Origin of the sequence: Ectopseudomonas chengduensis, assembly GCF_900102635.1 — a bacterium.
Lineage (GTDB): Bacteria > Pseudomonadota > Gammaproteobacteria > Pseudomonadales > Pseudomonadaceae > Aquipseudomonas > Aquipseudomonas chengduensis.
Genome location: NZ_FMZQ01000006.1, coordinates 211,828 through 227,604 on the forward strand (window position 1 = coordinate 211,828; position 15,777 = coordinate 227,604).

Here is a 15,777-nt window from a genome sequence, read left to right on the forward strand (position 1 = left end):
CGCCAGTCGATGAGTGAGCCCGCCACGCCAACCCCGGACAGCCAGGCCGGCGCCCAGCAGGAGCTGCCGTTCGCCCTGGTTTATGGTGAGGCAGTCACCGAATTGCCGCTGGACCTGTACATTCCCCCGGATGCCCTGGAGGTTTTCCTCGAGGCCTTCGAGGGGCCGCTGGACCTGCTGCTGTATCTGATCCGCAAGCAGAACATCGACATCCTCGATATCCCCGTTGCCGAGATCACCAAGCAGTACATGGGCTACGTTGAACTCATGCATTCGGTACGTCTGGAGCTGGCTGCCGAATACCTGGTGATGGCCGCCATGCTGGCCGAGATCAAGTCGCGCATGCTGCTGCCGCGCTCCACCGAGGCCGAGGAGGAAGAAGACGATCCGCGCGCCGAGCTGATTCGCCGCCTGCAGGAGTACGAGCGTTTCAAGGCCGCTGCCGAGGGGATCGACGAACTGCCGCGCGTTGGCCGCGACGTGACTGTGCCCAGGCTGGATGCACCCGAAGCCCGCGCGCGCAAGCTGCTGCCGGACGTCAGCCTGGAAGAGGTGTTGCTGTCGATGGCCGAGGTGCTGCGCCGCGCCGACATGTTCGAAAGCCACCAGATTACCCGCGAGGCGCTGTCCACCCGCGAGCGCATGAGTGAAGTGCTGGAGCGCCTCAAGGGCGGAGCCTTCGTGCCTTTCGTCGAGCTGTTCGCCGCCGAGGAAGGGCGTCTCGGCGTGGTGGTAACCTTCATGGCGGTGCTCGAATTGATCAAGGAATCCCTGGTCGAGCTGGTGCAGAATGAGCCCTTCGCCGTCATCCACGTCCGAGCCCGTGCCGAATGAACCTGAACGACCCCAAAGACCTGGCGCAATTGCTCGAAGCCTTTCTGCTGGCTTCCGGCAAGGCGCAGTCGCTCGATCGCCTCTTCGAACTCTTCGAAGAGGGCGAGCGGCCCGAGCCCGAGCAGTTCAAGGCGGCGTTGGAGATCCTCCGGCAGTCCTGCGAAGGGCGAGCGTTCGAGTTGAAAGAAGTGGCTTCGGGTTACCGTCTGCAGGTGCGTGAGCGTTTCGCGCCATGGGTTGGTCGGCTTTGGGAAGAGCGCCCGCAGCGCTACTCCCGTGCGCTGCTGGAAACCTTGGCGCTGATCGCCTACCGCCAGCCCATCACCCGTGGCGAGATCGAGGACGTGCGGGGCGTGGCGGTCAACAGCAACATCACCAAGACCCTGCTCGAGCGTGAGTGGATTCGCGTGGTGGGCTATCGCGACGTGCCGGGCCGTCCGGCGATGTTCGCCACCACCAAGGGCTTTCTCGACCACTTCAACCTGAAAAGCCTCGACGAGCTGCCGCCGCTCGCCGCCCTGCGTGAGCTGGAGCCCGAGCCTGAACTGGCGCTGGACGACGATGCCGAGGTACCGGCAGGGCTGCAGGCGCGTGCCGATCTGGCCTTGCAGGAAGACGGCGAAGCCGCCGAGCCTCGCGAGGAAACCAGCTTCCGTAGCCTGCTGGCCGAGCTGGACGACATGGAACAGGGGCTCAAGACTGATTTCGATGACCTGCGTCTGGTAGAAGACGAAGAGGATGAAGCGGTCGAAGACGATCTGGCCGACCTGGACGGCGATCAGCCGTTGCATTGATATCGCTTAAGCCCTTTATCGAATACTTCAATCTCGCTGTTTGTCCCTCGGCCTTTATTCTTGCGCCCATCCGATCCTTTTTGGTTTAGGCGATCCAATGAGCAAGAGTCCGTGCATCAAGGTCTGTGAGTTCGAAAAGGACATCTGCCTGGGCTGCGGCCGCAGCCGTGAGGAAATCAAAGGCTGGAAACGCCTGGACAAGGGTGAGCGCCTTGCGCTGCTGGCCGAGGCCGATATGCGCTTGCTGGCGCTGGAGGCCACCGGAAGGCGCAAGTATTGACCGCATTCCGGTGTAGGAGCCGCGCCTCGCGGCGAATGGCGGGGCGTCGATAATACATGGCCTATACGCAAAGGCTTCGCCCCGGGGCGGGGCTCCTGCGCTTCAGTGTCGTGTTCTTGGTTCGATCACCGCAGCATCGTCTACCCTATGGGCTCTACAGCGCGTATGATGCGCGCCCTTCGATCATCCTTTACTACACCGGGAGGTGCCCAAGATGACTGAGCACGAACAACCGCGTCCTGCAGGCGAGAAACTGCAGAAAGTCCTGGCCCGCCTTGGGCTGGCCTCGCGCCGCGAGATCGAGACCTGGATCGCCGAAGGTCGGGTCAAGGTCAACGGCGCTGCTGCGACCCTGGGCCAGCGCGTCGATGCCAATGACGCCATCGCTCTTGATGGCCGCTTGCTCAAGCGCGAAGAAATCACCGGCTCGGTTCGCCGCGTGTTGATCTACAACAAGCCGGATGGCGAGATCTGCACCCGTGATGACCCGGAAGGCCGCCCCACCGTATTCGATCGTCTGCCGCGCCCCAAAGAAGGCCGCTGGATCAACATCGGTCGCCTCGATATCAACACCACTGGCCTGTTGCTGTTCACCACTGACGGTGAGCTGGCCAACCGCCTGATGCACCCGTCCTATCAGATGGACCGCGAATACGCGGTGCGTGTGCGTGGCGAAGTCACCGAGGAAATGCTGGAGAACCTCAAGAATGGCGTGATGCTCGAGGATGGTCCGGCCAAGTTCACCGACATCAAGGAAGCGCCCGGCGGCGAAGGCTTCAACCACTGGTACCACTGCGTGGTGATGGAAGGGCGTAACCGCGAAGTGCGTCGCCTGTGGGAGTCCCAGGGCCTGGTGGTCAGCCGCCTGAAGCGCGTGCGCTTCGGCCCGGTGTTCCTCACTTCCGAGTTGACCATGGGCCGCTGGCGCGAGATGGACCAGCGCGAGGTGGACATCCTCAGCGCCGAGGTGGGCCTGACCCCGCAGGCGCTGCCAGCGATGAAGGAAAAGACCCGCGAGAAGCTCGACCGTCTGCAGCGCAAGTCGGCCAAACCGGTCGAGGTGCGCGGCAAGCGTGTGCTGCGTCCGGCGAAGGATCAGGCGGGCGCCGAAAATGCCCGCCCGAGCCGTGCGCCGCGCCGTGAAGATGGCGAGCAGCGCGCGCCGCGTGGCCCGCGCAAAGACAGTGGTGAGCGTCGTGAAAACGGTCGCGGCACGCCGGTAGCGGAGCGCCCGAGCGATGTGAAGAAGCGTCAGCCGCGTCCGGCCGTCGAGTTGTCCGAGCGTCCGGCACGCAAGCCGCGTCCGGCAACACCCGGCAAGCGTCCGCCCGCCGGCGATGGTCAGCGCCCCGGTTTCGGTCGCAAGCGCTGATAAACAAAAAGGGACTCCGCGGAGTCCCTTTTTTCATTCTGTGTCCCGAATGTAGCTTGAACCATTGCCTTCAGAGCATTCCCGGATTTCATCCGGGCTACGCAGGGCGGCCTCTCAGCCGGCCATGGATAGGCGATTACGGCCTTCGCGTTTGGCCACATAGAGTGCGTTATCGGCGCGGCGCAGCAGGCTTTCGGCAGACTCGCCCGGCAGCAGGCTGGAGCAGCCCAGGCTGATGGAAACGTCGATGGCGCGGCCGGCATCCAGGCATTGCAGTTCCATCACCGCAAAGCGCAGGCGCTCGCCTACCAGCGCAGCGCCCTCACGGTTGGTGCCGGAGAGAATCACCAGAAATTCCTCGCCACCGTAGCGAAAGACCATATCGATATTGCGCAACTGGTTCTTCAGAGTCTGCGCGACCGCTTTCAGCACTTCGTCGCCAAGCGTGTGGCCATGCTTGTCGTTGATGCTCTTGAAGTGATCGATGTCGAGCATCAGCAGTGACAGCGGTTGCAGGTTGCGGCGGGCCAGATCCACCTCACGCTGCAATACCTGGTCCATGGCGATGCGGTTGCCGGTATCGGTCAGTGGGTCGCGCAGCGCACTTTGCAGTGCGTTGCGGTAGAGCAGGGCATTGCGCAGCGGGAACAGCAGACTGGCTAGCAGCGACTCCAGTTGATTCAGTTCGTCTTCGGCGAAGCGCTGCTTGCGGCGGAAGATCAGCTCGCCCAGGTATTCCCCCTCATGGCTCAGGCGATAGCCGGCCGAGTGTGGCGCGCGCTCGCCCAGCTCGAGGCGCAGGTCGTGCGACGGGTGCTGGAAGGCCAGCGCATCGAGCGGCACCAGACGCTGCACTTCGCGAAAGAACAGATTGAGGATTCGTTCCACGTCCAGGCTGGTCTGCAGTTGCAGGCTTAATTGGTGACGCAGCTCTACCAGGCTGGCGGGCTGGAGCGGCAGGTTGCGACTACCGGTAAAGCCGAGACGCTGCAGCTTGGCGGCATCGAAATCGATGGTGTTGGACTGGCTGGGGGGGACCATGGAGCTGAACCTCGGGCGCGAAGGGTGCGACGAGAGGGTTGAAGCGAATTTCGTGCCAGGTGGTTCAAGTGAGCTAAAAGTCTTGTGAAGTCAGTCACTTAGATGTTTTTTCAAACGCTGATCGGCAAGGGGTTGCCGGTTGCCTGACGGCGATGCTGGCAATGTGCTGCCGCTTGGCAAGGACGGCGGTGGATTTTTGTCGTGCCATGGCTCGCTGACTGGCAGCGGGCCATGGTCGGTAATCACTGGGCGTCGAACGCCTGGCCGTTGATGCCCTTGCTGTCCGGGCCCATCAGGTAGAGGTAGAGCGGCATGATCTCTTCCGGCAGTGGGCGGGTCGCCGGGTTTTCCCCTGGATAGGCCTGGGCGCGCATGGCGGTGCGGGTGGCGCCCGGGTTGATGCTGTTGGCACGCACGTTGGCGATGCCGTCCAGCTCGTCAGCCATGACCTGCATCAGGCCCTCGGTGGCGAATTTCGATACCGCGTAGGCGCCCCAGTAGGCGCGGCCCTTGCGACCGACGCTGCTGGAGGTGAAGGCGACGGAGGCGTCCTCCGACAGTTTCAGCAGCGGCAGCAGGGTGCTGCTGAGCATGAACATGGCGTTGACGTTGACGTGCATGACACGCATGAAGTTGTCGCCGGAAAGCTGCTCCAGCGGCGTGCGCGGGCCGAGGATCGAGGCATTGTGCAGCAGACCATCGAGGCGGCCGAACTCGTTCTCGATCATCACCGCCAGTTCGTCGTACTGGTGCGGCAGGGCGGTTTCCAGATTGAAGGGGATCACCACCGGTTGCGGGTGGCCGGCCGCCTCGATCTCGTCATAAACCTGGCTCAGGTTGGCCTCGGTCTTGCCCAGCAGCAGCACCGTCGCGCCATGGGCGGCGAAGCTCTTGGCGGCGGCCGCGCCGATACCGCGGCCGGCACCGGTGATCAGGATGACGCGATCCTTGAGCAGGTCTGGGCGGGCGGTGTAGTCGAACATGTGAGGATCCTTCGGAGAACTCTTGAGGGTAGGGCGGGTGAAACCCGCCAAATTGGAGAATGGCGGCCTGTGCGATCAGCAACTGCACAGGGCGCGATCAAGCACTGCACGCAGTTCCTGGGGGTGGTCCACGACCACATCGGCGCCCCAGTTGCGTGGGTTGTCCTCGGGGTGGATATAGCCATAGGTCACCGCTGCCGTGCGGCAGCCGGCGGCGCGGCCGGATTCGATGTCGCGCGCGTCGTCGCCGATGAACAGCACTTCCTCGGGTTTGACGCCCATCTGCTGGCAGGCGAGCAGCAGCATGTCCGGCGCGGGTTTGCTTTGCTCGACATGGTCCGGGCAGACCAGCACTGCCGAGCGCTCGGCCAGATTCAGCCCCTGCATGATCGGCTCGGCGTAACGCACCGGTTTGTTGGTAGCGACGCCCCACAACAGGCGCGCCTGTTCGATGTCGTCGAGCAGGGCTTCGATGCCATCGAACGGGCGGGTGAGGACTGCGCAGTGTTCCTGGTAGCGCTCCAGGAACTCCTGGCGCAGGGCTTCGAACGCGGCCGAGTCGGGGTCTTCATCGAAAGCGCAGGCGACCATGGCGCGAGCGCCGCCGGATACCTGGTCACGTATGGCCTTGTCTGCCAGTGGCGGCAGGCCGCGAGTGGCGCGCATGGCCTGGGTGATGGCGATGAAGTCCGGCGCCGAGTCGAGCAGGGTGCCGTCCATGTCGAACAGTACAGCGCGCAAACGCATCAGTCTTTCCTCAGCGTCTGGATCATGTAGTTGACGTCAACGTCCGCCTCCAGCTTGTAGTGCTTGGTCAGCGGGTTGTAGGTCAGGCCGATGATGTCCTTGACCTCCAGCCCGGCCGCGCGGCTCCAGGCGCCGAGTTCGGACGGACGGATGAATTTCTTGAAGTCGTGGGTGCCACGCGGCAGCAGGCGCAGGATGTATTCGGCGCCGATCACGGCGAACAGGTACGCCTTGGGGTTACGGTTGATGGTGGAGAAGAACACCTGGCCGCCCGGTTTGACCAGCTTGTGGCAGGCGCGGATGACCGAGGAGGGATCGGGCACGTGCTCGAGCATTTCCAGGCAGGTGACGACGTCGAACTGTTCCGGCATTTCTTCTGCCAGTGCCTCGGCGGTGATCTGCCGGTAGTCGACTTCGACGCCGGACTCCAGCTGGTGCAGCTGGGCGACCGACAGCGGTGCTTCGCCCATATCGATGCCCATCACCGTTGCGCCGCGCTGGGCCATGGCTTCACTGAGAATGCCGCCGCCACAACCGACGTCCAGTACGCGCTTGCCGGCCAGGCCGACGCGCTCGTCGATCCAGTTGACCCGCAGCGGGTTGATATCGTGCAGAGGTTTGAACTCGCTTTCGCGGTCCCACCAGCGGTGTGCCAGGGCCTCGAATTTGGCGATTTCGGCGCGGTCGACGTTGCTCATAAGCATCTCTATTCAAAGCATGGAAAGCGTATCGCCGCTATGTTGCCAGTTTAGGAACGGGCGTGGGGCGGCGCGGATTCGTTCAATATATGTCAGTTTGTCGCAGTGGTTTGGGAGTGTTGTCGCGCCCAAGGTTTATCGGCTGCTCATTTATTTCGTTCATGCACGGTCTGCCCCCTCTCCCATTTATGGGAGAGGGTTGGGGAGAGGGTCAGGCGAGTGGCTCGGTGTTACCTGGCAGCCCTCTCCCCCGGCCCCTCTCCCGCAGCGGGAGAGGGGAGGATAAGCAGTGTTACTTGCTGGCAATCCTGGCTCCCCATTCCCTGGCCTTGGCGATCAGCTCGCTTTCGTCCATGCGCGTCAGGCGGCCGTCGTCCAGCAGCTGCTTGCCGCCAACCCACAAATGCTTCACGCAGTCGCGGCCGCTGGCATAGATCAGCTGCGATACCGGGTCGTAGATCGGTTGCTGGGCCAGGCCGGAAAGATCGAAGGCGACCACGTCGGCCAGCTTGCCCAGTTCCAGCGAGCCGGTCTGTGTTTCCAGTCCCAGTGCGCGGGCGCCATTCAAGGTGGCCATGCGCAAGGCGCTGTGAGCGTTCAGGGCGGTGGCGGAACCGGCCACGGCCTTGGCCAGCAGGGCGGCGGTACGGGTTTCGCCGAGCAGGTCGAGGTCGTTGTTGCTGGCGGCACCATCGGTGCCGATGGCGACGTTGACGCCGGCCTGCCACAGGCGTTCGACCGGGCAGAAGCCGCTGGCCAGTTTGAGGTTGGACTCGGGGCAATGCACGATGCTGCAGTTGTGCTCCACCAGCAGTGCCAGGTCCTCGTCATCGATCTGCGTCATGTGCACCGCCTGGAAGCGCGGGCCGAGCAGGCCGAGACGAGCCAGGCGCGCCAGTGGGCGTTCGCCGTGCTTGGCGACGGCTTCGGCCACTTCCTGCGCGGTTTCGTGCACATGCATATGAATGCCGGCATCCAGCTCGTCAGCCAGTACGCGAATCTGTTCCAGCTTGTCGTCGCTGACCGTGTAAGGCGCGTGGGGGCCGAAAGCGATGCGAATACGCGGGTGTTGCTTGAGGTCATCGAACAGCTGCAGGCCCGTACGCAGCGCTTCGGCAGCGTTGAGTGCGCCGGGTACCGGAAAGTCCAGTACAGGGACGGTGATCTGCGCGCGCACGCCGGCGTTGTGCACGCGTTCGGCGGCGGTCTGCGGGTAGAAATACATGTCGGAGAAGCAGCTGATGCCGCCCTTGATCTGTTCGGCGATGGCCAGATCGGTGCCATCGCGGACGAAATCCTCGTCGACCCACTTACCCTCGGCGGGCCAGATATGTTCGTGCAGCCAGGTCATCAGTGGCAGGTCGTCGGCGATGCCGCGCAAAAGCGTCATCGCGGCGTGGCCGTGGGCGTTGATCAGGCCGGGGGCAAGCAGGCAATGCGGCAGCTCGCGCACCTCGGTTGCCGGGTGGCGCAAGGCTTCGCTGCGCGGCGCGATCAGTGTGATGCGTCCGTCGCGGATGCCCAGGCCATGGTCGCGTAGTACCACCCCGGCCGGCTCAACGGGCACCAGCCAGGTGGGCAGGAGCAGCAGGTCGAGAGGGGCTTCGGGCATGGGGGATTGTCCGTCTGGCTTGATCGATGCAAGGAAGATCGCCAGTGTATAGATGAACGCACCTGGCTTGAAGTCGTGAGGACGTGCTGGATTGTTCGGCTGGTCTTGGTCGGTCTGCGTATAATCCGCGATTTTTTGGCGGTGACAGATGGAGTGCGCGATGCGCGAGCAATTGCTGGCGGTGGAGAAGGTTCAGGCAATCGAGTGGCGCGATGGCGCGTTGTACCTGCTCGATCAGCGCCTGCTGCCGCATCGGCAGACTTGGTTGCGCTTCGATTCTGCCGCCGAGGTGGCTGACGCGATTCGCGATATGGTGGTGCGCGGCGCGCCGGCTATCGGCATCGCTGCTGCCTATGGCCTGGTGCTGGGCGTCCGAGCTCGGCTGCAGGCTGGTGGTGACTGGCGCGAGGCGCTGGAGGCGGATTTTGTCAGTCTCGAGCGCTCGCGTCCTACCGCGGTAAACCTGTTCTGGGCTCTGCAGCGCATGCGTGAGCGCCTGGCGCGACTCAAGGATGGCGACGACATCCTGGCCCTGCTGGAGGCCGAGGCGGTGGGGATTCATCTCAGCGACCGTGAGGCCAACCTGACCATGGCGCAACTGGGCATGGAGTTGATTCGCAAGCATCAGGGCAACCCGCAGGTGCTGCTGACTCACTGCAATGCCGGTGCGCTGGCGACCGGTGGCTTTGGCACGGCGCTCGGGGTGATTCGCGCGGCGTATCTGGAAGGCTTGGTCGAGCAGGTCTATGTCGATGAAACCCGCCCCTGGCTGCAGGGCGCGCGGCTGACTGCCTGGGAATTGGCTGGCGACGGGGTGCCGGTCACTCTCAATGCCGATGCGGCTGCCGCTCACCTGATGAAAACCAAGGGCATCACCTGGGTCATCGTCGGGGCTGACCGTATCACCGCCAATGGTGATGTGGCGAACAAGATCGGTACCTACCAGCTGGCGGTCAACGCCATGCATCACGGCGTGCGCCTGATGGTGGTGGCGCCCAGTTCGACCATCGACATGAGCCTGGAAAGCGGCGACGACATCGTGCTCGAAGAGCGTGATGGTCGTGAGCTGCTGGAGGTGGCGGGGCATCGGGTTGCAGCGGATGTGCATGCCGTCAATCCGGTGTTCGATGTGACGCCGGCTGACCTGGTCGACTACATCGTGACCGAGAAAGGCGTGATCGAACGCCCCGACAGTGCCAAGCTGGCGCAGCTGATGTGTCGCAAGCGCCTGCACTGAGCAGATCGAGCGCGGCTAACTCCTTGTAGGAGCCCCGCCCCGGGGGCGAAGCTTTTGCTTTTGCAGCTTTTTTGCGGTTTGCCACCTTCGAGGCATGGGCCGGATGTTGTGGAATGGCCGCCATTCGCCGCGGGGCGCGGCTCCTACACAGATTGCGGTGTTCGATGGCGTGGCGTAGGAGCCCCGCCCCGGGGCGAAGCCTTTGCTTTCATTGGCCGTGCGACAGCCCCAGCAGGTTGGTCGTTTCGCCTCTTTCCGTCTCGTTTGCTCCGCTTCTCCATGAGGGTGCTCGGGGTAGGTGTGTGGCGCGCTTTGTGGTAATCTCCGGCAGTTTTCAAGGGGGCTGACTACAGCCACCTTCACTGCATCGAATCGTGACATAACTCGTTGATTTGTCGTGAGTCGCTGATGGCTTGAGGCTATCGCGACGAGCTCCATGGCGTTCAGGAAGAATGACGCGGAGTTTCACCAGAAAAAGGAACCAGGCTTCTCATGGGCGAACTGGCCAAAGAAATCCTCCCGGTCAATATCGAAGACGAGCTGAAACAGTCCTACCTCGACTACGCGATGAGCGTGATCGTCGGGCGTGCGCTGCCGGATGCGCGCGATGGCTTGAAGCCAGTACACCGCCGTGTGCTCTACGCCATGAGCGAGTTGGGCAACGACTGGAACAAGCCCTACAAGAAATCCGCCCGTGTGGTCGGTGACGTGATCGGTAAATACCACCCGCACGGCGATACCGCGGTGTACGACACCATCGTACGTATGGCGCAAGACTTCTCCCTGCGCTACCTGTTGGTCGACGGCCAGGGCAACTTCGGTTCGGTGGACGGCGACAACGCCGCGGCCATGCGATACACCGAAGTGCGCATGACCAAGCTGGCGCATGAACTGCTGGCTGACCTGGACAAGGAAACCGTCGACTGGGTGCCCAACTACGACGGCACCGAGCAGATCCCGGCGGTCATGCCGACCAAGGTACCGAACCTGCTGGTCAACGGCTCCAGCGGTATCGCCGTGGGCATGGCCACCAACATCCCGCCGCACAACCTCTCCGAGGTGATCGATGGCTGTCTGGCGCTGATCGACAACGCCGAGCTGACCGTCGATGACCTGATGCAGTACATCCCCGGCCCGGATTTCCCTACTGCGGGCATCATCAACGGCCGTGCCGGCATCATCGAGGCCTACCGTACTGGCCGTGGGCGCATCTACATCCGCGCTCGCGTCGAGGTCGAGGACATCGACAAGGTCGGCGGTCGCCAGCAGCTGGTGGTCACCGAGCTGCCGTACCAGTTGAACAAGGCGCGTCTGATCGAGAAGATCGCCGAGCTGGTCAAAGAGAAGAAGATCGAAGGCATCACCGAGCTGCGTGACGAGTCCGACAAGGACGGTATGCGCGTGGTGATCGAACTGCGTCGTGGCGAAGTGCCGGACGTGGTGCTGAACAACCTCTACGCCCAGACCCAGATGCAGAGCGTGTTCGGCATCAACGTCGTGGCGCTGGTCGACGGTCAGCCGAAGATCATGAACCTCAAGGACATGCTCGAGGTGTTCGTCCGTCACCGCCGCGAAGTGGTGACCCGCCGTACCGTCTACGAGCTGCGCAAGGCGCGTGAGCGTGGTCACATCCTCGAAGGCCAGGCGGTAGCCCTGTCCAACATCGATCCGGTGATCGAGCTGATCAAGGCCTCGCCGACGCCGGCCGAGGCCAAGGAACGCCTGATCGCCACTGCCTGGGAATCGTCCGCCGTGGAGGCCATGGTCGAGCGCGCCGGTGCCGACTCCTGCCGTCCGGAAGGGCTCGATCCACAATACGGTCTGCGTGACGGCAAGTACTACCTGTCGCCGGAGCAGGCCCAGGCCATCCTCGAGTTGCGCCTGCACCGCCTGACCGGCCTGGAGCACGAGAAGCTGCTGGCCGAGTACCAGGAAATCCTCAGCCTGATCGGCGAGCTGATCCGCATCCTGACCAGTCCCGAGCGCCTGATGGAAGTCATCCGCGAGGAGCTGGAGAAGGTCAAGGCCGAGTTCGGTGATGCCCGTCGCACCGAGATCGTCGCCTCGCGTCTGGATCTGACCATTGCCGACCTGATCACCGAAGAAGAGCGCGTCGTCACCATTTCCCACGGTGGCTACGCCAAGAGCCAGCCGCTGGCCGCCTACGAGGCGCAGCGTCGCGGCGGCAAGGGCAAGTCGGCCACCGGGGTGAAGGACGAGGACTACGTCGAGCACCTGCTGGTTGCCAACAGTCACGCGACCCTGCTGCTGTTCTCCAGCAAGGGCAAGGTTTACTGGCTGCGTACCTTTGAAATCCCCGAAGCCTCGCGCGCCGCGCGCGGTCGCCCGCTGGTCAACCTGTTGCCGCTGGATGAGGGTGAGCGCATCACCGCGATGCTGCAGATCGACCTCGAAGCGCTGCAGCAGAGCGCCGGTGCCGACGAAGACCTGGACGACGAAGGCGTGGTGATCGAAGGCGAAGCCACCGAAGTGGTCGAGGCCGAGGAAGTCGAAGAGGTCGAGGGTGAAACCCCCGAACTGGTCGCCGAACCGACCGGCGCCTTCATCTTCATGGCCACCGCATTCGGCACCGTGAAGAAGACCCCGCTGGTGCAGTTCAGCCGCCCGCGCAGCGCCGGTCTGATCGCGCTGAAGCTGGAAGAGGGCGATACCCTGATTGCTGCCGCCATCACCGACGGCGCCAAGGAAGTCATGCTGTTCTCCGATGCCGGCAAGGTGCTGCGTTTCGCCGAGAGCAAGGTGCGCACCATGGGCCGTACCGCCCGCGGTGTGCGCGGTATGCGCCTGGGCAAGGATCAGCGTCTGATTTCCATGCTGATTCCGGAATCCGGTGCGCAGATCCTCACCGCTTCCGAGCGTGGCTTTGGCAAACGTACCGGCCTGGGCAAGTTCCCGCGTCGCGGTCGTGGCGGCCAGGGCGTTATCGCCATGGTTACCAGCGAGCGTAACGGCAAGCTGGTCGGCGCCATCCAGGTGCAGGACGGCGAGGAAATCATGCTGATTTCCGACCAGGGCACCCTGGTGCGTACCCGTGTCGACGAAGTCTCCAGCTCCGGCCGTAACACTCAGGGTGTGACCCTGATCAAGCTGGCCAAGGACGAGACCCTGGTTGGCCTGGAGCGTGTGCAGGAGCCGACTGCGGTGGAAGAGGACGAGCTGGTCGAAGGTGAAGAGGGCGCTGAAGTCGCCGAAAGCGCTGAAGCACCAGTCGCCGACGCCGAGGAAGGCAGCGAGGAATAAAGTCGGGCTCCGTGGGAGGGGCTTTAGCCGCGACTATCGTGCTAAAGCCCCTCCCATAGGCACGGTGACAGTGTGGACATGCCATCGCCTGGTGGTGGCGTTCTGTGAATCTGAGAGAGACAGACGTGAGCAAGCGAGCTTTTAACTTCTGCGCCGGCCCGGCCGCGCTGCCGACCGCTGTACTGCAACGCGCCCAGGCCGAGATGCTCGACTGGCAAGGCAAGGGCCTCTCGGTGATGGAGATGAGCCATCGCAGCGATGAGTACGTGGCCATCGCCAGTCAGGCCGAGCAGGACCTGCGTGATCTGCTCGCTGTGCCCAACGACTACAAGGTGCTGTTCCTGCAGGGCGGTGCCAGTCAGCAGTTCGCCGAGATTCCGCTGAACCTGCTGCCGGAAGACGGCGTGGCCGACTACGTCGAAACCGGCATCTGGTCGAAGAAGGCCATCGAAGAGGCCCGTCGTTACGGTGCCATCAACGTGGCTGCCAGCGCCAAGGCGCATGATTACTTCGCCATTCCCGGGCAGAACGACTGGCAGCTGTCGAAAGACGCTGCCTACGTGCATTACTGCAGCAACGAGACCATCGGCGGTCTGCAGTTCGACTGGGTGCCGCAGGTCGGCGATACCCCGCTGGTCGCCGACATGTCTTCGGACATCCTCTCGCGTTCGCTGGATGTGTCGCAGTTCGGCCTGATCTACGCCGGTGCGCAGAAGAACATCGGCCCGAGCGGTTTGGTGGTGGTGATCGTCCGTGAAGACCTGCTCGGTCGCGCCCGTTCCAGCTGCCCGACCATGCTCGACTACAAGATCTCCGCCGATAACGGTTCGATGTACAACACCCCGGCGACCTATTCCTGGTACCTCTCCGGCCTGGTCTTCCAGTGGCTGAAGGAGCAGGGCGGCGTCGAGGCCATGGAGCGCATCAACCGCGCCAAGAAGGACCTGCTGTACAAGGCCATCGACGACAGCGATTTCTACAGCAACCCCATCGCCCACAACGCGCGTTCCTGGATGAACGTGCCGTTCCGCCTGGCTGACGAGAAGCTGGACAAGGCCTTCCTCGCTGGTGCTGATGAGCGCGGCCTGCTCAACCTGAAAGGGCATCGCTCGGTCGGTGGCATGCGTGCCTCGATCTACAACGCCGTGGGTATGGATGCGGTCGAGGCGCTGGTGGCCTATATGGCCGAGTTCGAGAAGGAGCACGCCTGATATGTCCGAGCAGGAACTGCAAGCGCTGCGGGTACGCATCGACAACCTCGATGAGCGCATCCTCGAGCTGATCAGCGACCGTGCCCGCTGCGCCGAAGAAGTCGCGCGAGTGAAAATGAAGGAGTTGAAGGAGGGCGAGTCGCCCGTCTTCTACCGCCCCGAGCGCGAAGCTCAGGTGCTCAAGCGCGTGATGGAGCGAAATAAGGGACCGCTGGGCAATGAGGAAATGGCGCGGTTGTTCCGTGAAATCATGTCCTCCTGCCTGGCGCTGGAAAACCCGTTGAAAGTCGCTTATCTCGGCCCTGAAGGCACCTTCAGTCAGGCAGCGGCGATGAAGCACTTCGGTCATGCGGTGATCAGCGTGCCGATGGCGGCCATCGACGAGGTGTTCCGCGAAGTGGCTGCCGGTGCGGTCAACTTCGGCGTGGTGCCGGTGGAGAATTCCACCGAAGGCGCGATCAACCACACCCTCGACAGCTTCCTCGAGCACGACATGGTCATCTGTGGCGAAGTCGAGCTGCGCATTCACCATCACCTGCTGGTCGGCGAGACCACCAAGACCGACAAGATCACCCGCATCTACTCCCATGCCCAGTCGCTGGCACAGTGCCGCAAGTGGCTTGATGCGCACTACCCGAACGTCGAGCGCGTGGCGGTTTCCAGCAACGCCGATGCGGCCAAGCGGGTCAAGAGCGAGTGGAACAGTGCGGCTATCGCCGGCGACATGGCGGCCAATCTGTATGGCCTGACCAAGCTGGCGGAAAAGATCGAGGATCGCCCGGACAACTCCACACGTTTCCTTATCATCGGCAGCCAGGAAGTGCCGCCGACCGGCGACGACAAGACCTCGATCATCGTCTCCATGCGCAACAAGCCGGGCGCGCTGCATGAGTTGCTGGTGCCGTTCCACAATAATGGCATCGACCTGACTCGCATCGAGACTCGTCCTTCGCGCAGTGGCAAGTGGACCTACGTGTTCTTCATCGATTTCGTTGGTCATCACCGTGATCCGCTGATCAAGGATGTGCTGGAAAAACTTGCCCAGGAGGCCGTGGCACTGAAGGTGCTGGGCTCATATCCGAAGGCGGTGCTTTGAGTGGAGCCTGGGCTTCAGGTGCCGCTGGGCTCCTCGCTTGTAGAGTGCAGCCAACGGGTACTGAGCAAGCAGCAGGAGCCTTTCGTCATCTGGTTCACGGGGCTCAGTGGTGCGGGCAAGTCGACTCTGGCCGGAGCGCTGGAGCGCAGCCTGCAAGCCGAGGGTCGGCATACCTATCTACTCGATGGAGATCGTCTGCGTCTCGGTCTGAATCGTGATCTGGGTTTCTCCGAGCATGATCGGCAAGAGAATATTCGTCGTGCTGGTGAGGTGGCGGCATTGATGGTCGATGCAGGTCTGGTCGTGCTGGCTGCGTTCATTTCGCCTTTTCGTGTTGATCGCGATGCTGTGCGTCAGTTGTTGCCCGGTCGATTCGTCGAGGTCTTCATTGATACGCCTCTGCACGTTTGCGAAGCCCGTGATCCGAAGGGACTTTACCGACGGGCACGGGCCGGCCTGATCAAGAACGTCACGGGACTTGATTCTCCATTCGAGGCACCGCAGGCTGCCGAATTGCGTTTCGATACCAGCAGCTGTTCGGTTGCAGAGGCCGTGCAGCAGATCCACGACTACCTCAGGAGCCGTCATGCCCTGTGATTTGGTCAAACGTA

14 protein-coding genes are annotated in these 15,777 nt (G+C 63.0%); 9 read left to right on the forward strand and 5 right to left on the reverse strand.

The features are described from left to right. Positions 1-9: 9 nt before the first annotated feature. From BLS08_RS11980 to rluB, 4 genes are all read left to right on the forward strand, one after another. Positions 10-834, forward strand: coding sequence for a segregation and condensation protein A (locus tag BLS08_RS11980; RefSeq protein WP_075746966.1), 825 nt, complete (start codon positions 10-12; stop codon positions 832-834). Then, positions 831-1,628: an SMC-Scp complex subunit ScpB gene (gene scpB / locus BLS08_RS11985; RefSeq protein ID WP_055987129.1), complete on the forward strand. Its 798-nt coding sequence runs from the start codon at positions 831-833 to the stop codon at positions 1,626-1,628. Before BLS08_RS11980 ends, scpB begins: the two co-directional genes overlap by 4 nt. A 97-nt stretch (positions 1,629-1,725) precedes the next feature. Next, positions 1,726-1,908: a DUF1289 domain-containing protein gene (locus BLS08_RS11990; protein WP_017677373.1), complete on the forward strand. Its 183-nt coding sequence runs from the start codon at positions 1,726-1,728 to the stop codon at positions 1,906-1,908. A gap of 214 nt (positions 1,909-2,122) precedes the next feature. Further along, on the forward strand, positions 2,123-3,280 hold the full coding sequence (rluB, locus tag BLS08_RS11995; protein ID WP_074674995.1) for a 23S rRNA pseudouridine(2605) synthase RluB: 1,158 nt from the start codon (positions 2,123-2,125) through the stop codon (positions 3,278-3,280). Between the two features lie 114 nt (positions 3,281-3,394). Here rluB and BLS08_RS12000 read toward each other — a convergent pair whose 3' ends face one another. The 5 genes from BLS08_RS12000 to BLS08_RS12020 all read right to left on the reverse strand — a co-directional run bounded on the left by BLS08_RS12000 (position 3,395) and on the right by BLS08_RS12020 (position 8,361). Then, positions 3,395-4,321, reverse strand: a complete 927-nt coding sequence (locus BLS08_RS12000) for a GGDEF domain-containing protein (protein ID WP_090336730.1) — start codon at positions 4,319-4,321, stop codon at positions 3,395-3,397. 242 nt (positions 4,322-4,563) lie between these two features. Continuing rightward, positions 4,564-5,304, reverse strand: a complete 741-nt coding sequence (locus BLS08_RS12005; protein ID WP_045733046.1) for a YciK family oxidoreductase — start codon at positions 5,302-5,304, stop codon at positions 4,564-4,566. Positions 5,305-5,379: 75 nt separating this feature from the next. Next, positions 5,380-6,051 (reverse strand): N-acetylmuramic acid 6-phosphate phosphatase MupP, encoded by a 672-nt coding sequence (gene mupP, locus BLS08_RS12010; protein WP_021489978.1) that lies wholly within the window; start codon positions 6,049-6,051, stop codon positions 5,380-5,382. Next, a complete protein-coding gene (ubiG, locus tag BLS08_RS12015; RefSeq protein WP_079783989.1) occupies positions 6,051-6,749 on the reverse strand; it encodes a bifunctional 2-polyprenyl-6-hydroxyphenol methylase/3-demethylubiquinol 3-O-methyltransferase UbiG in 699 nt (232 codons plus the stop codon). Before ubiG ends, mupP begins: the two co-directional genes overlap by 1 nt. Positions 6,750-7,041: 292 nt before the next feature. Further along, entirely contained in the window at positions 7,042-8,361 is a 1,320-nt protein-coding gene (locus tag BLS08_RS12020) for a TRZ/ATZ family hydrolase (RefSeq protein WP_090336731.1), read from the reverse strand. Between the two features lie 160 nt (positions 8,362-8,521). Here BLS08_RS12020 and mtnA point away from each other — a divergent pair, with 160 nt between their 5' ends. The 5 genes from mtnA (at position 8,522) to cysC (ending at position 15,763) form a co-directional block, all read left to right on the forward strand. Continuing rightward, positions 8,522-9,598 (forward strand): S-methyl-5-thioribose-1-phosphate isomerase, encoded by a 1,077-nt coding sequence (mtnA, locus tag BLS08_RS12025; RefSeq protein ID WP_045733049.1) that lies wholly within the window; start codon positions 8,522-8,524, stop codon positions 9,596-9,598. Between the two features lie 492 nt (positions 9,599-10,090). Then, on the forward strand, positions 10,091-12,859 hold the full coding sequence (gyrA, locus tag BLS08_RS12030) for a DNA gyrase subunit A (protein WP_045733050.1): 2,769 nt from the start codon (positions 10,091-10,093) through the stop codon (positions 12,857-12,859). A 125-nt stretch (positions 12,860-12,984) separates the two neighbouring features. Continuing rightward, a complete protein-coding gene (gene serC, locus BLS08_RS12035; RefSeq protein WP_021489974.1) occupies positions 12,985-14,070 on the forward strand; it encodes a 3-phosphoserine/phosphohydroxythreonine transaminase in 1,086 nt (361 codons plus the stop codon). 1 nt (position 14,071) lies between these two features. Then, complete coding sequence (pheA, locus tag BLS08_RS12040; RefSeq protein WP_017677363.1) at positions 14,072-15,166, forward strand: prephenate dehydratase; 1,095 nt, start codon at positions 14,072-14,074, stop codon at positions 15,164-15,166. Then, entirely contained in the window at positions 15,167-15,763 is a 597-nt protein-coding gene (gene cysC, locus BLS08_RS12045; protein WP_059391700.1) for an adenylyl-sulfate kinase, read from the forward strand. Positions 15,764-15,777 lie beyond the last annotated feature (14 nt).

Bases quoted from the DNA above. Each gene is read 5' to 3' on its own strand.
- BLS08_RS11980 (WP_075746966.1), top strand. From the start codon at position 10: ATGAGTGAGCCCGCCACGCCAACCCCGGACAGCCAGGCCGGCGCCCAG.
- scpB (WP_055987129.1), top strand. From the start codon at position 831: ATGAACCTGAACGACCCCAAAGACCTGGCGCAATTGCTCGAAGCCTTT.
- BLS08_RS11990 (WP_017677373.1), top strand. From the start codon at position 1,726: ATGAGCAAGAGTCCGTGCATCAAGGTCTGTGAGTTCGAAAAGGACATC.
- rluB (WP_074674995.1), top strand. From the start codon at position 2,123: ATGACTGAGCACGAACAACCGCGTCCTGCAGGCGAGAAACTGCAGAAA.
- BLS08_RS12000 (WP_090336730.1), bottom strand. From the start codon at position 4,321: ATGGTCCCCCCCAGCCAGTCCAACACCATCGATTTCGATGCCGCCAAG.
- BLS08_RS12005 (WP_045733046.1), bottom strand. From the start codon at position 5,304: ATGTTCGACTACACCGCCCGCCCAGACCTGCTCAAGGATCGCGTCATC.
- mupP (WP_021489978.1), bottom strand. From the start codon at position 6,051: ATGCGTTTGCGCGCTGTACTGTTCGACATGGACGGCACCCTGCTCGAC.
- ubiG (WP_079783989.1), bottom strand. From the start codon at position 6,749: ATGAGCAACGTCGACCGCGCCGAAATCGCCAAATTCGAGGCCCTGGCA.
- BLS08_RS12020 (WP_090336731.1), bottom strand. From the start codon at position 8,361: ATGCCCGAAGCCCCTCTCGACCTGCTGCTCCTGCCCACCTGGCTGGTG.
- mtnA (WP_045733049.1), top strand. From the start codon at position 8,522: ATGCGCGAGCAATTGCTGGCGGTGGAGAAGGTTCAGGCAATCGAGTGG.
- gyrA (WP_045733050.1), top strand. From the start codon at position 10,091: ATGGGCGAACTGGCCAAAGAAATCCTCCCGGTCAATATCGAAGACGAG.
- pheA (WP_017677363.1), top strand. From the start codon at position 14,072: ATGTCCGAGCAGGAACTGCAAGCGCTGCGGGTACGCATCGACAACCTC.